Raw genomic sequence first — 14949 nt, 5'->3', positions numbered from 1 at the left:
CGATAATTAAATTTTTGTTTTAGCAATGGCGAGAATTTTTCTTTTTGCAAAAAAGAAATGACGACGTTTGCCGCCCATTTGACGCCATAATACTGCACTACGAATGCCGGCTAAAAGTAACGCACGGATTTTGTTTTGAGTGAGCTGCTGTTTTAATAACTCGGGTTTACCATAAACCTGGATTCGGTGCCCAAGGGGGCTTAGCACCGACGAGTATATATCTGCTAAACCGGCAACAACACTGTCATCAGTAATAGCAAAATGATCTAAACGACGATGAATATCATCAATACGTTTACCTAATTCATTGAGGCTCTTACTATTGGCACTAAGGGCTCGCTCTAACTGCATTAAGCCACCCACGTATTTAACTATTTCAACATCTTTTTGAGCACCGGCACTCAGTTGTGCCATTAATGTTTTATAGCCATCACGCAAATTTTGTGTGCCTTGGTATACATCCTCAGGAGAGGCGGGTGAGGTTTGCACAATACTTGATAACAACGTTGATAAGTCATGTTCATCACAACGACCGTATTGAGCAACCTTTTGTACTTGTTTTGCTACTTGGCACATGGCAGCAAGTGCCATGACTTGATGTTGATTCATTACTTAATCACCGAATCAATAATACCACCGCCTAAACAGACTTCATCAGCGTAAAATACGGCGGATTGTCCTGGGGTAACGGCTTTTTGCGGCTCATCAAACAATACGCGTGCCATACCATCTTCTCCAACGAGTAATGTACAGCTTAAGTCTTCTTGACGGTAGCGAGTTTTAACGGTGCAGCGAGTTGTACCTTGCGGGCCAACGCGATCTACCCAGTGTAATTGGTTTGCATTAAGGCCGTTACTGTACAAGCGAGGGTGATCTTTACCTTGACCAACAACAAGAACATTTCGTTCTATATCTTTATCTACCACGTACCATGGTTCGCCCGAGCCTTCTTTCATGCCACCAATTAATAAACCTTTACGCTGGCCAAGGGTGTGATACATCAAGCCTTCATGCTCACCTACATTGTTACCATCGGTGTCTTCAATTACTCCAGGTTGTGCAGGCAAAAACTTTTGCAGAAAATCTTTGAATTTACGCTCGCCAATGAAACAAATGCCGGTGCTGTCTTTTTTATCATGGGTAATTAAATCCTGTTCTTCAGCAATGCGGCGTACTTCTGGTTTGGCAATATCTCCGACAGGAAATAGTGTTTGCGCAATATGCTCATGGCTTAGTGTATACAAAAAGTAGCTTTGATCTTTGTTATCGTCTAGGCCTCGGCACATTACGTATTTGTCATCGCGTAGCTCTCGGCGCACATAGTGACCAGTTGCAATAAAATCAGCACCAAGTGCTTGCGCAGCAAACTCTAAAAACGCTTTAAATTTTATTTCTTTATTACACATTATATCTGGGTTGGGTGTACGACCCGCTTTGTATTCTGCTAAAAAGTATTCAAATACATTATCCCAGTATTCAGCAGCAAAATTAACGGTATGAAGTTCAATGCCTAACTTGTCACATACAGCTTGTGCATCTTTTAAATCTTCAGCAGCAGCGCAATATTCATCATTGTCATCTTCTTCCCAGTTCTTCATAAACAAGCCTTCTACTTGGTAGCCTTGCTGTTTTAATAAATATGCAGATACAGAAGAATCAACACCGCCGGACATACCAACGATGACTTTAATGTGACTATTTTCGCTCATGAATAATTTCGCTTATACAGATTACTGTTAACTTGGAAAGGCCGCGATTATAGCATGTATTTTGTTGGTGCTTAAAGAGAGGATGGGGGATTGAATAGATTTTGTTGTAACTTTTTCCATCCAATGGTTAGTAAGGCGTAGTTTGGTGTGTAATTTACTCATTTTTAGGCTAATGAAAAGGAATGAATTATATTGATGGCTTCATACTTTGTAAGTTGCTTTTGTCGTATTTAATTACGTAGCGCTATTCTTCATTAACAAAACTTTACATTTGAGATTACCTACCATATCTTAATTAGTATCTAAACACGTAAATACTTAAATAACCTAAAATATAATCAATGGAATGAATATATGAATTACGCCTCGCAATCACATTTGGTTAAGTCGTTTGTGCTGGATACGTCCGAAAAAACGGTGTCAAATCTTACTTTTGAAGACGATTATTCACTACAGCAATTCAAAGAATCAGCTTATAAGTTATTCTATGACATTATAACTGTGCCAGCTCCCTATCTTTATCAAGAGCCTAATCCGATTGTTGAGCTGTTTAGGCTTATAGAATCCTCTCTAGGCTCTTTAAAATCATCACAAAAGGCAATTTTAAGCCAGTTAGAGAAATGGTGGGTAGAGTGGCATTTTGTCGCTTCAATGAATGTATCGCTTGAACGTGAAAACAAAGAACAAGACTATAATGTTATAAGCACTACCCAACACCCTATGCGCAAGCATGAGCTGAGTCATTATGCGCGGTTATTCACGATTCTACCCTTACCGGTATGTGATGTTTGTATGGTAACTGGTGATATTTTAAAAGTGAACCAACGTTTTATTGATGTATTTGGTTACACGTTACAAGACGTACCTAATCTTAATGTTTGGTGGAAATTAGCCTACCCTGAAAAAGATTACAGAACATTTGCACAAACGTTATGGCAGGAGTCACTTGAGCAAGCCAATCAAAAATAATGATGATATTCCAGCTAATGATTACAGAATTTCTTGTAAAGATGGCAGTGAGATTGTGATGCAAGTTTCTGGTATCAGTGTTGAAGGAGAATTTATTGCTATATTCAACGATGCTACTGAGCGTTTAAAAACTCAAGAAATACTCAGTGATATGGCGTTTTTAGACTCACTCACTAAAATAGCCAACAGGCGGCGCTTTGATGAAAAACTAACGTCTGAATTTAACAAGTTATCGAACGAGCATCGTGAGCTTTCGATGATCATTATTGATATCGATAATTTTAAAAAGTATAACGACCGGTATGGTCATCTCGAAGGAGATAAATGTTTATTTCAAGTTGCGCAAAAATTAGCTGAAACTGTCTGCAGGCCAGAAGATTTTGTTGCGCGATTCGGAGGAGAAGAGTTTGTCGTGCTGTTACCTCAAACAGGTAAGCAAGGGGCATTATTTATTGCCGAACAAATACAAAAATCGATTGAAAAAATGGCCATTCCCCACAAAGACAGCTTTACTGGTATATTGTCTGTCAGTATGGGAATAAACACCATAGAGCATGAACACGATGGCGATCATGCACAATTTTTTAAACAAGCAGATAACGCACTTTATTACGCGAAAAAACAAGGAAGAAATTGTATTGCTTTAGCTACAGATAATTAGATAATTAACGCAACTTGATGGTTAATTATCAATTTCTTTGAATTCTCCGCTATTTATTCCCTCTAGCGTGTATTTACCGATACTGTAGCGAATTAAACGCAAAGTAGGGTGGCCAACATGAGCTGTCATACGTCTAACTTGACGATTTCTGCCTTCGTTAATTGTAATACTTAGCCATGATGTAGGTATTGATTTACGCTCTCGCACAGGAGGAGTCCTTGGCCAAAGCGCTGGTTCATTCATTAAAGTTACTTCAGCGGGCAAGGTGATGCCATCTTTTAGTTCGACACCTTTATTTAAAGCATCGATAGATGCTTGTGTTGGGATCCCTTCAACCTGAACCCAATAGGTTTTGTTGGTTTTTTTACCAGGCGATGTGAGCGTATTTTGTAACTTGCCGCAGTTTGTTAATAACAACAACCCTTCGCTGTCCCTGTCTAAACGACCTGCTGCGTAAACATCTTTTATAGAAATAAAATTAGCCAATGTTTGCCTATTTTGATCGTCAGTGAACTGGCAAAGAACATCATAAGGTTTATTAAATAAAATGACTTTTTTATCGCTCTGCGCTATTGCCGGCTTTATTGGTCTTTTTACTGTCCTTTTATTGATACCACTTCGAGAGTAAGTACGGCCTGTATTGCGCTTACCCTTTGAGGAGGGCGAATGTTCAGTTTTATGCTTCATTAAATACACCGTGCAGGTTTAGGTAAACCCGCAATTTTAGTTGCTTGTTTGGCTGGCCCTTTAGGAAAAAGTTTGTATAAGTACATGCTGTTCCCTTTATCCTCACCGAGTGCTTTAGCCATGGCTTTGACTAACATTCTAATGGCTGGACTAGTGTTATATTCAAGATAAAACTCTCGCACAAAGTTAACAACTTCCCAATGCTGCTCAGTTAATGTGATGTTTTCTTGCTCTGCAATAACATTGGCTAACTCTTTTGACCAAACAGTATGATCTAGCAAATAACCTTGTTTATCAGTGTCTATTGTTTGATTATTAAATTCCAACATGGTTCACCAAGTAATTGATTGTTTTGCAGTTAAACTGAGGGTAACGAACTCATCATAGCTAATTGCTTTGTCGTTCATATTTAATGATATATCTCGAGCTTCTGCATCATCTTTTAAAATATAAAGTGAGTCAGCAAATTGTCTATATTGCCCTTTTGCAAAGCAAGCGTCACCCACGAGTAAAACACTGTCTGTGAGCATAATTAGATTGTCTAAGCTGTGGGTACTGTAGTAATTCAGTGGTTTTGAAAAAATATGTAAAGTACTCATAGGGTCACCACATGCTGCTGATTGTGAATTAACTGTTTTTGGGCATTAAAGTTTACTATGTTTGCCTCAATGAGTAGTTCACTTTTACTTAAACCATAATCAATCAGTGACTTTTCACACACATAAATATTTTCAATATCATAGATTTCCAACATTTTAATGTTTTTAAAAAAATCTTTGATACCTAAACTATTTGGCTTTTGGTTTTTTTTAAGCGCTAACACAGCTGGGCCGCTAAACAACCAGCTAATATTTTGATCTACGGCAGCAAAAATAAGGGTCATATCAAGTGCATCGCGGATATGCATGTCATCAAATGGGCTTGACTGACTAATTACGAGTACATTAATCATTTAAATTGTATCCATTTATCTGCTTCACTGGCCAGCATGGCAAATTCAGCTAAGCCTGCAACAGCAAATGCGCCGGTATTCTTTATATCTAAGCCTCGCTTTTCAGCCGCAGTAACGCATAACATTAGTTTTATATTTTTTTCAGCCAGTTGCTGCCAAAGCGAGGGAGTACTCAACTCATCTGAGGCTAACTCAAAATGAGTTGAAGCATGATAAATACCATCTTGGTATAAAAATAACGCATCAACGCTATGTCCCTGCGCTAGGCAGGCATGAGCAAACTTAACAATACGTTGAGTGGTATCGTGATCTGATGGTGGAGTATGTAAAGAAAGTACAAAGCGTGCCAAAACTATTCCAATAAAAAAGCCCCAATAAAGGGGCTATTTTAACAGAACTATTTAATTAGTCATTATTTGCGCCAAGTAAGGCAAGTAATGAAGTAAATAGGTTATATACGCTAAGGTATAAAGATACAGTTGCACGGATATAATTTGTTTCGCCGCCGTTAATGATTCTGCTCGTATCGAACAAAATTAGGCCAGACATGATTAATACAACTGCTGCGTTTAGAACCATAAACATTAACGAGCTACCTAAGAAAATATTTACAATACTTGCCACGATAACCACGATTAAGCCTACAGTTAAAAAGCCACCCATAAATGAGAAGTCTTTTTTAGTGTTAAGTGCATAAGCAGATAAACCAAAGAAGATTAACGCCGTAGAACCTAGCGCTTGCATAATTAGCATAGGGCCATTAGGTAATTGCGCGTAGTGATTTAGTAGAGGGCCTAAGCCGGCTCCCATTAATCCTGTAAACGCAAACACCCAAAATACACCAGATGCTGTATCTGCTTTTTTATTAACAACAAAAAGTAGACCAAATGAAACTAGTGTGAATACAAGTCCCATAAAGTAAGGTAATTGCAGTGCCATTGAAATACCGGCAGTGACTGCACTAAATGCAAGTGTCATTGCAAGTAAGAAATAAGTGTTTTTAAGCACTTTGTTTGTTTCAATGGTCGACATTACCGGCTTTGCAGTATTGTACGATTGATTAAACGCCATTGTAGAGCTCCTGTAAGTGAAACTAAGTAGTTCCTGTAATTTAACTAAAATTAGATTACCAACTCTTATATGTTTGGGCAAACCTTTGTAGATCAATAGACAACTAAATTTAAATAAAAGTTCATTTGCCGGTTAGGATTTGCTCTCATTGCTTTATGTTTAAACAAATTAGTTGTTTTTTAATCACTTGAACAAAAAAATGAAAAAAAAGCTTCACAAAGCCCAAGGGTTTCCCTATTATTCAGGCCGTGCGGAGAGATGGCAGAGTGGTCGAATGCACCGGTCTTGAAAACCGGCAGGGGTTTATAGCCCCTCTAGGGTTCAAATCCCTATCTCTCCACCACCTTATTAAAATAATTATGAGTACACTCTTACTTGTAGATTATGCACTTTCGGAGAGATGGCAGAGTGGTCGAATGCACCGGTCTTGAAAACCGGCAGGGGTTTATAGCCCCTCTAGGGTTCAAATCCCTATCTCTCCACCATTATCAGATAAGCCCGCTATTTGCGGGCTTTTTTGTGCCTCATATTCGCTATACCTTCTTCAAAACCAAGCATATTCAGTTAGAAAATACGACCATAGTCTCTATTTATAAGCTTTGGCTCTTAGTGCATGCTTAGAAATTAAAGATTTATGTTTTTGTTAAGGATCTTACAATGAAACATCAACTCGCAAAAAGTGTCGCACTTTCATTATTATCTCCCGTTATTATTGGCAGTATGTTGGGGATTTACTACGCATTGACTATGCGTGGTGACGCTGTTTCTATTTTTTTAGGACTATTAATGACCGCTATTGCTAACGCGCATATAGTAGGGTTAACGATGGCCGCGTTTGTAGTACCGGGTTATTTACTTATGTTTAAGTATTCTAAGGTAAATTATTCTGGAGTTTTAACACTGGGCTTGCTGGGAGGCGCTATTTTTAGTTATCTTTTGAGCGCCACTACAGGCGAGATCTTTTTAATTAATAGTGTGATGTCAGGGTTTGCCGCTGGACTGTTTTTATTCGGCCTGCGTAAATCGGTACAAAGTTAATTGCGGAATATTTAATCAAGTGTGTCGTAAAACCATGTAATTTCCTTTTTTTTACCCGCAAAAGGTTTCAATTTTTAGTGACAAAGAGTACCTTTAGCTACTGTATGTTTAATAAGAAGTAGTTTGGTATGCAAAAGCACGATTTTTACCAGTCATTAGTTAAGCAAACTGAATCGCTGATAGGCGGTGAATCAAACATAATTGCCAATATGGCAAATATAAGCGCGCTGTTATTTACCTCTTTAGAAGATGTGAATTGGGCGGGCTTTTATTTTATGGATTCACCATCAGAATTGGTACTTGGTCCATTTCAAGGCAATCCAGCTTGTATTCGTATTCCAGTAGGAAAAGGGGTATGTGGCACTGCTGCGGCGACCGAGCAAACCCAATTAATTTCAGATGTGCATGCTTTTGACGGTCATATAGCCTGTGATGCAGCATCAAATTCTGAGATAGTTGTACCTATCATGAAAAATGGATCTGTATTTGCGGTACTAGACATAGATAGCCCAAGTATTGGCCGATTTGATACTGATGACCAAGCAGGGCTTGAAGCACTTGTAAAATGCTTAGAGGCTAGCCTGTAATGAAAGACTTGCTAAATGTTCAAGACTACCTTTTTGCCGTTCAAGATGTTGGTGATTGGGAAGGGGATGAAGAACATGTAGCGGAAACGCTCAATGATTTGATTCACATGGCATGGGATCGTCTTCCTGATGATTTAGACTGTGATTCAATTGATGAAATTATAAATGGTATTTGGGAACATTTACGTGGTGATATGGCTGTGATTGAAGCTGACTTTGAAGAGTTAGTTGATTGGTGTATCCACTATGTTGATTCTGCCCTTGATGAAAAGATGTGATTAAATAGGTTCTAAAATGGAAACCACAAACAAGCTAAAAGATATTAATGAAGTATTGGAGTTCTTATACCAAGAATTTCCACAATGTTTTAAACAAAAAGAGGGCATTCAGCCGCTTAAAGTAGGTATTTTCAAAGATATCGCTGAGCGCATTGAAGGGTCTGAAAAAGTTAGTAAGACACAAGTTCGTCAAGCACTTAGAAAATACACCTCTAACTGGCGCTACCTTGAGGCAGTTACTAAATCTGAATTTAGAATCGATCTTGACGGAAATCAAGGCGAAAAAGTTGAGCAAGAGCATATTGACCACGCACAAAAAGCGTTGGAAGAAAGCCGTGCTAAAATGGCAAAGCGTAAAAAGCAGCAGCGTCCTCGTCAAGATTCAGATGCAAAATCTTTCAAAAAGAAACCAGCTCATGCGGCTAAAAACTCACCGGCTGCAACAAAACCTGCAAAAGCCGCTGCACCTAAGCGTTCAGGAAAAGTTGAACCTTTACCTGCAGGCGAGGTCAAGGTTAATAATAAGGTTAAGGTTAAACTTGGCCAAGCACTTGTTAATGCAGTCATCACTGAAGTAAACAAAGACGATGTTCACGTTGAATTAGTGACCGGTATGCAAGTTAAAACCAAAGCCGACAGCTTATACATTATTTAAGCTGCGAAAAAAATTAAGGAGTTGTGTATGAGTAAAAAGTTTACGCTCATTCCGTTAGTTGCTGCGCTGTTTTCAGGTTCATTATTGGCTGCAGTAGAGCCGGTAACATTAAAAGACTTACCTTTGCTTAAGCAAGAAAGTCAGCACGGTACAGCCAGTAAACGAGTGGCTAATCTATTTACTCGTTCGCATTACACACCTGTTCGATTTAACGATGAGCTTTCAAGTAAAGTGTTTGATCGTTACATCGAATCCCTTGATTTTAATAAAAGCGTGTTTTTGAAAAGCGATATTGACTCTTTTGAGCAATATCGTGAGCGTTTCGATAACGCGCTTATTAGCGGCAAGTTAGGGTTTACATTTGATATTTTCAACTTAAGCCTTAAACGTCGTTTTGAACGTTACGAATTTTCGCTTTCATTACTTGAAAATGAAATGACGTTCGACACTGAAGATGAATACTTTTATGACCGTGAAGATGCGCCATGGGCGACTACGCAAGCTGAATTAGATGAAATTTGGCGCGAGCGTGTAAAATATGATGCATTACGGTTAAAAATGACAGGTAAAGATTGGCCTGGCATAAAAGACGTGCTGACCAAGCGTTATAAAAACGCAGAAAAGCGTCTTGTACAATCAAAATCTGAAGATGCATTTCAAATTGTAATGAATTCACTTGCACGTAGTATTGAAGCACATACTTCATACTTATCTCCACGTCGTGCAGAGCAGTTCAAAATGGATATGGATCTTGAGCTTGAAGGCATTGGTGCGGTATTAACGCCTGATGAAGACTATACGGTAATTCGTAGTTTAGTGCCTGGAGGCCCGGCAGACAAATCTGAGCAAATTAAAGCCGATGACCGCATTATTGGTGTGGCTCAAGATGGCGAAGAGTTTGTTGATGTAATTGGCTGGCGTTTAGATGATGTGGTTGATTTAATAAAAGGCCCCAAAGGCACTAAAGTGCGTTTGCAATACCTAAAGGGTGCGGATGCTCACGGTACGCCAAAAGTGGTTGAAATTACCCGTGATAAAATCCGTCTAGAAGACAGAGCTGCCAAATCAGAAGTGTTTGAAGCCAGTTATTCTGATTTAACCAGCAAAATTGGTGTAATAGAAATTCCTGGTTTTTACAATAACTTATCTAAAGATGTAAAAGTCGAGTTGGCTAAACTCAAAGAACAAAACGTAGACGGAATTATTATTGATTTACGTCAAAATGGCGGCGGTTCATTATATGAAGCTACGCAGTTATCAGGTTTGTTTTTTGATCAAGGTCCAGTAGTACAAATTCATACCTTAAACAACCGTATTGAAGAGCAAAAAGACCGTGACGGCATTACTTATTATGATGGCCCGTTAACAGTGCTTGTTGATAGGTACAGCGCATCCGCGTCTGAAATTTTTGCCGCAGCAATGCAAGATTATGGCCGCGCCGTTATCATTGGTGAGCAAACCTTTGGTAAAGGGACCGTGCAGCAGCATAAAGGTTTAGCGCGTGCTTATGACTTATACGATAACCCATTAGGTAGTGTGCAATATACGATTGCAAAGTTTTACCGCATTAATGGTGGTAGTACACAGCATAAAGGGGTGATCCCAGACATTACTTTCCCATCAGCCATTGACCCTGCAGAATGGGGTGAAAGTAAACAAGATAATGCCTTGCCGTGGGATAGCATAGTAAAAGCAAAGTATAAGCAAATAGGGCGTTTAAACCCTATTATCAGTGTACTTGAAAAGCAGCATAATGAGCGTATTAAAGCCGAACCTGAATTTAATTATGTGTTTGAAGATATCGCTCGCTACAACGAAGAAAAAGATCGTAAAACAATTTCTTTGGTTGAGAAAAAGCGCATTAAAGAAAAAGAAGAAAATGAGGCACGCGCACTAGCCCGTACTAATGAGCGCTTAAATCGTTTAGGTAAAGAGCCAATAGAAAATCTGGACGATGTACCAGAGGTGATTGAAGAGCTTGACCCATTTCTTGAAGAAGCTGCACTTATTACACAAGATTATATTAAATATGGTCGCGTAGCTAAGCGCTAAAATAAGCTTCACTTTGCAAAAAAAAAGGCGCCTAGGCGCCTTTTTTACTATCGATAATTTGCTAAATTGTTATAATCGCGGATTACCAAAAGTTGAGCTAGATCAATAGTGCTCAATAAATGCGCGTACGTGCTAATAAAAATAATCAACATGCATCGAATGTGTGTAGGAGTCTATATTTTGAAGCCAATTGAAGAAAAACCACTTAAAAGTGCCTCGTTTTTTGATGCACTCATTCCAATTGCTGTATTAATTTGTTTATTAGGTGCCGCTGTGTACTTATTTGGTGATGACTCATCGTCAGGTCCAAATCAAATTGCCTTGTTATTTGCAACATTCGCTGCGGCGTTAATTGGTTTAAAAAATGGCTACACATGGAAAAAATTAGAAGATGCAATGATTGAGGGGATCACTTTATCTCTTAGTGCGATTTTAATCTTACTCATGGTAGGGGCATTAATCGGAACTTGGCTATTATCAGGAACCGTTCCGACATTAATTTATTACGGTCTACAAATTATCAATCCCAGCTGGTTTTACGCCGCGAGTTGTTTAATTTGTGGCATTGTAGCAATGAGTATTGGAAGTTCATGGACTACAGCTGCAACTATAGGTGTTGCGTTACTCGGTGTTGCTTCAGGACTGGGTTTAGAGCCGACAGTTACCGCGGGTGCTGTAATATCAGGCGCTTATTTTGGCGATAAGCTTAGTCCATTATCGGAAACAACCAATTTAGCTCCAGCCGTTGCTGGTGCAGATTTGTTTGAACATATTCATCATATGCTTTGGACTACAGTACCCAGCTTTGTCATTGCATTAATCATCTTTATTTTCATGGGCTTTAACGCTACTGCTGCGGGAGAGGCGGGTCAAATAGAGCAAATAACTGCAATTCTTCAGCAAAACTTTAACATTGGCTTAGAAATGTTGGTGCCGTTAATTGTATTACTCGCATTAGCTATTCGAAAAATGCCAGCGTTTCCGGCGATTTCTATTGGTGCCGTGATTGGCGCGGTGTGGGCAATGTTATTTCAATCGGACTTAATTGCTAGCCAAATAGACATGACTCAGGGTGAGTTTGTCGGTTATTTCAAACTAGTTTGGACCACCTTTTTTGATGGCTTCACAATTAATACGGGCGATGCAAAAATGGACTCGTTACTGAGTGGTGGCGGCATGTCTGGTATGCTAACCACTACATGGTTGATCATGACAGCACTGATGTTTGGTGCGATTATGGAGAAAACAGGGCTACTTGATATTTTTGTTAAAAGTATTCTAAAAATAGCAAAAAGCACTGGCTCTCTTATCGCCTCAACCATTGCAACGTGTATTGGTACCAATGTAATTGCTGCGGACCAGTATATTGCCATTGTGGTGCCTGGGCGGATGTTTAAAGAAGAATACAAAAAGCGTGGTTTAAAGCCTGTTAACTTATCTCGTACTCTAGAAGATGGCGGCACAATTACCAGCCCACTAATACCATGGAATACCTGTGGTGCGTATATGCAAAGTGTTCTATTAATCAATCCGTTTGATTACGCGCTTTATGCTTTCTTTAACCTTATAAATCCTTTCTTAGCCGTTATTTACGCTTACTTAGGAATTAAGATACTACGTATTAAACCTAAACAAACGGCTTAATTTAAGTAGCTCCTTTTATCACTAAAAGGGGCTATTTTTTTGGAGTGAACATGACTGAACTACAAAAACCTCAAGCAGAATACCTAAAAGACTACCAAGCCCCTCATTTTTCAATCGAACACACTGAGCTGACATTTGATTTACAGCCATTAAAAACTCAAGTAAATGCTTTATTAACGCTTAAGCGCGTTGGCGATTCAAATGCGCCACTGGTATTAGATGGCATAGACTTAACTTTGATCTCTTTGTCGGTAGAGGGTGAAGAGCTCACAGATTATAAAATTATAAATCAGCAATTAATCATTAATAACTTACCTGATGAATGTCAGCTAAGCATAGTGACGCAAACATCACCACAAACCAATACTTCACTTGAGGGGTTGTACTTATCTGGCGGGGCTTACTGTACCCAATGTGAAGCGCAAGGGTTTAGAAAAATAACCTATTATATGGACCGTCCTGATGTCCTTTCAACTTTTGATGTTACTATCATTGCAGATACAACATTCCCGCATTTACTCTCAAATGGTAATCAAGTTGATAGCGGTGAAACGCAAGATGGACGTCATTTTGTAAAATGGCAAGACCCATTCAAAAAGCCAAGCTACTTGTTCGCTTTAGTGGCAGGGGACTTTGATGTTTTACACGACAAGTACACAACTCGTAGTGGTAAAGACGTCACCTTAGCGTTATTTGTTGATAAAGGAAATTTACCAAAAACAGAGCATGCCATGACGTCGCTAAAAAAAGCGATGGCTTGGGATGAAACTCGTTTTAATTTAGAGTACGACCTTGATATTTATATGATTGTTGCCGTTGATTTTTTCAATATGGGAGCAATGGAAAATAAAGGGTTAAATATTTTTAACAGTAAATGCGTGTTGGCAAATCAAGAAACGGCAACTGATAAAGATTACCACACCATTGAGTCTATTGTTGGCCACGAGTACTTTCATAACTGGACCGGAAATCGTGTAACTTGTCGTGACTGGTTTCAATTGTCTTTAAAAGAAGGCTTGACGGTATTTCGTGACCAAGAATTTAGTAGTGATTTAGGCTCTCGTGCGCTTAATAGAATTGATGCTGTAAAAGTGATGCGTACTCATCAGTTTAGTGAAGATGCAGGCCCTATGGCTCATCCGATACGTCCAGAAAAGGTAATTGAAATGAATAACTTTTACACTGTGACTGTATACGACAAAGGGGCAGAAGTAATTCGCATGATGCATACCCTTTTAGGTGAGCAAAACTTTCAAAAAGGCATGTCTTTGTACTTTGAACGCCATGATGGGCAAGCGGTGACCTGTGATGACTTTGTTGTAGCAATGAGTGATGCATCATCCATTGATTTATCACAATTTAAGCGTTGGTATAACCATTGTGGTACACCTCGCCTGAACGTAACTAAAAAGTATGATGAAGCTGCGCAAACGTTTTCGCTTATCGTAGAGCAGCTTACGCCAGCGAATCAGCCTGACAATGCAATGTTACATATTCCTTTTGCTATTGAGCTTTTAGACTCTCAAGGGCAGAGTATTGCATTACAGTACCAAGGCAAGCAGCTTGATCATGTACTGGATGTAACAAATAGCTCGCAAACATTTCACTTTGATAATATTCACAGTAACCCAACCGCTGTATTGCTCGAAGATTTTTCAGCCCCATGTATTTTAAATCAATCTATTAGTGAAGCGGATTTATTACATATTATGCGTTTTGCGCGTAGCGACTTTTCACGCTGGGATGCACAACAGCAGTTATTTATTAACGCACTTAAAGCCAATGTTACTTCAGCAAGTAAGACTCCTTTGAGTGAAGATGTGATTGATGCACTTCGCGCATTGCTATCTCAGCGTGAGGGCGATTTAGCGCTAGTTGCTGAACTGTTGAAGTTGCCAAGTTTTGATACCTTAGCTGCTGAATTTGAAATAATACCGGTAGATCAAATAACGGCTAATATTGAGTTATTTGAACAACAAATTGCCACGCAATTGCACAGTGAATTTTTAAGCTGTTACCAAGCCATTACCGATGATGGCAGTGTGAGTGCCCAAGCGGTAGCAATACGTGCGCTCAAACAGCTGTGCCTTCACTATTTGGCAAAAACCGACAGTGTTGAGGCGGCAAGTTTAATTGAGCAGGCTGCATCTTCAACAAATATGACCAATGTACTCGGTGCGTTAAGCAGTGTGGTTAAAGCAGCTCACCCATTGTCGGATCAATTACTCGAGCATTTTGACGCTCAATGGCGCCATGATGTATTAGTAATGGATAAGTGGTTTGCTTTGCAAGCGATGAACTCTGCTGAAGATGCTATCGAGAAAATAAAAGCCTTGTACTCGCATCCTTGCTTTGATTTTTCGAATCCAAACCGAGTACGTGCATTAGTGGGCAGCTTTTCTCATTTTAATACCGCACAGTTTCATCGTTTAGATGGCACGGGCTATACATTACTTGGCGATTTATTGATTAAGCTTAATGCGATTAATCCGCAAAATGCATCTCGTATGTTAACGCCGTTTATGTCGTGGCGTCGTTATGATGAAACCCGTGCAACTGCAATGAGGGCCCAACTAGAGCGATTAGCTAACTTAGAAGGGTTAAGCGACGACTTATTTGAAAAGGTTGAAAAAGCCTTACAATAAA

Annotated in this window: 15 protein-coding genes, 2 tRNA genes and 1 pseudogene; 10 read left to right on the top strand and 8 right to left on the bottom strand. The window is 39.3% G+C overall.

Annotated features, from left to right (window positions below; genetic code table 11):
* Positions 1–6: 6 nt before the first annotated feature.
* Positions 7–609 (bottom strand): high frequency lysogenization protein HflD, encoded by a 603-nt coding sequence (gene hflD / locus FLM47_RS08475; protein WP_055012553.1) that lies wholly within the window; start codon positions 607–609, stop codon positions 7–9.
* The gene (mnmA, locus tag FLM47_RS08470) at positions 609–1709 is read right to left on the bottom strand and encodes a tRNA 2-thiouridine(34) synthase MnmA (RefSeq protein ID WP_010390175.1); all 1101 of its coding nucleotides are present in this window, start codon (positions 1707–1709) and stop codon (positions 609–611) included. The genes hflD and mnmA overlap by 1 nt, the downstream gene beginning before the upstream one ends.
* Positions 1710–2063: 354 nt before the next feature.
* Here mnmA and FLM47_RS18970 point away from each other — a divergent pair.
* Positions 2064–3339 (top strand): annotated as a pseudogene (locus tag FLM47_RS18970) (diguanylate cyclase).
* Positions 3340–3360: 21 nt separating this feature from the next.
* On the opposite strand, the gene FLM47_RS08460 reads toward FLM47_RS18970, so the two are convergent.
* From FLM47_RS08460 to FLM47_RS08435, 6 genes are read right to left on the bottom strand one after another with little or no spacing between them, the layout of a single operon-like run.
* Positions 3361–4026 (bottom strand): pseudouridine synthase, encoded by a 666-nt coding sequence (locus tag FLM47_RS08460; RefSeq protein ID WP_178956148.1) that lies wholly within the window; start codon positions 4024–4026, stop codon positions 3361–3363.
* Positions 4026–4355, bottom strand: a complete 330-nt coding sequence (locus FLM47_RS08455) for a TusE/DsrC/DsvC family sulfur relay protein (protein WP_010390172.1) — start codon at positions 4353–4355, stop codon at positions 4026–4028. Before FLM47_RS08455 ends, FLM47_RS08460 begins: the two co-directional genes overlap by 1 nt.
* 3 nt (positions 4356–4358) lie before the next feature.
* Positions 4359–4625, bottom strand: coding sequence for a DsrH/TusB family sulfur metabolism protein (locus FLM47_RS08450; RefSeq protein WP_010390171.1), 267 nt, complete (start codon positions 4623–4625; stop codon positions 4359–4361).
* On the bottom strand, positions 4622–4978 hold the full coding sequence (gene tusC / locus FLM47_RS08445) for a sulfurtransferase complex subunit TusC (protein ID WP_178956147.1): 357 nt from the start codon (positions 4976–4978) through the stop codon (positions 4622–4624). Before tusC ends, FLM47_RS08450 begins: the two co-directional genes overlap by 4 nt.
* Complete coding sequence (gene tusD / locus FLM47_RS08440; RefSeq protein ID WP_178956146.1) at positions 4975–5328, bottom strand: sulfurtransferase complex subunit TusD; 354 nt, start codon at positions 5326–5328, stop codon at positions 4975–4977. Before tusD ends, tusC begins: the two co-directional genes overlap by 4 nt.
* A 55-nt stretch (positions 5329–5383) precedes the next feature.
* A complete protein-coding gene (locus FLM47_RS08435; protein WP_008112034.1) occupies positions 5384–6049 on the bottom strand; it encodes a Bax inhibitor-1/YccA family protein in 666 nt (221 codons plus the stop codon).
* A 252-nt stretch (positions 6050–6301) separates the two neighbouring features.
* On the opposite strand from FLM47_RS08435, the gene FLM47_RS08430 reads away from it, so the two are divergent.
* The 9 genes from FLM47_RS08430 (at position 6302) to pepN (ending at position 14948) form a co-directional block, all read left to right on the top strand.
* A tRNA-Ser gene (locus FLM47_RS08430) sits at positions 6302–6392 on the top strand.
* 51 nt (positions 6393–6443) lie between these two features.
* A tRNA-Ser gene (locus tag FLM47_RS08425) sits at positions 6444–6534 on the top strand.
* Positions 6535–6706: 172 nt separating this feature from the next.
* Positions 6707–7087 (top strand): hypothetical protein, encoded by a 381-nt coding sequence (locus FLM47_RS08420; RefSeq protein WP_008112036.1) that lies wholly within the window; start codon positions 6707–6709, stop codon positions 7085–7087.
* Positions 7088–7215: 128 nt separating this feature from the next.
* Positions 7216–7674, top strand: coding sequence for a GAF domain-containing protein (locus FLM47_RS08415; RefSeq protein WP_054201014.1), 459 nt, complete (start codon positions 7216–7218; stop codon positions 7672–7674).
* Positions 7674–7952, top strand: a complete 279-nt coding sequence (locus tag FLM47_RS08410; protein WP_138606053.1) for a hypothetical protein — start codon at positions 7674–7676, stop codon at positions 7950–7952. The genes FLM47_RS08415 and FLM47_RS08410 overlap by 1 nt, the downstream gene beginning before the upstream one ends.
* Before the next feature lie 16 nt (positions 7953–7968).
* A complete protein-coding gene (proQ, locus tag FLM47_RS08405) occupies positions 7969–8607 on the top strand; it encodes an RNA chaperone ProQ (protein ID WP_178956145.1) in 639 nt (212 codons plus the stop codon).
* A gap of 27 nt (positions 8608–8634) precedes the next feature.
* On the top strand, positions 8635–10659 hold the full coding sequence (gene prc / locus FLM47_RS08400) for a carboxy terminal-processing peptidase (protein WP_178956144.1): 2025 nt from the start codon (positions 8635–8637) through the stop codon (positions 10657–10659).
* Between the two features lie 159 nt (positions 10660–10818).
* Positions 10819–12303 carry a Na+/H+ antiporter NhaC gene (nhaC, locus tag FLM47_RS08395; protein ID WP_138606189.1) on the top strand — a complete coding sequence of 495 codons (1485 nt, stop codon included), beginning with the start codon at positions 10819–10821 and terminating at the stop codon, positions 12301–12303.
* A gap of 50 nt (positions 12304–12353) precedes the next feature.
* A complete protein-coding gene (pepN, locus tag FLM47_RS08390; RefSeq protein WP_178956143.1) occupies positions 12354–14948 on the top strand; it encodes an aminopeptidase N in 2595 nt (864 codons plus the stop codon).
* The last annotated feature ends 1 nt before the right edge of the window (position 14949 follow it).

The organism is Pseudoalteromonas sp. Scap06, from assembly GCF_013394165.1.
In the GTDB taxonomy this organism is placed as follows: domain Bacteria; phylum Pseudomonadota; class Gammaproteobacteria; order Enterobacterales; family Alteromonadaceae; genus Pseudoalteromonas.
This window is presented reverse-complemented; position numbering and strand designations above follow the sequence as displayed.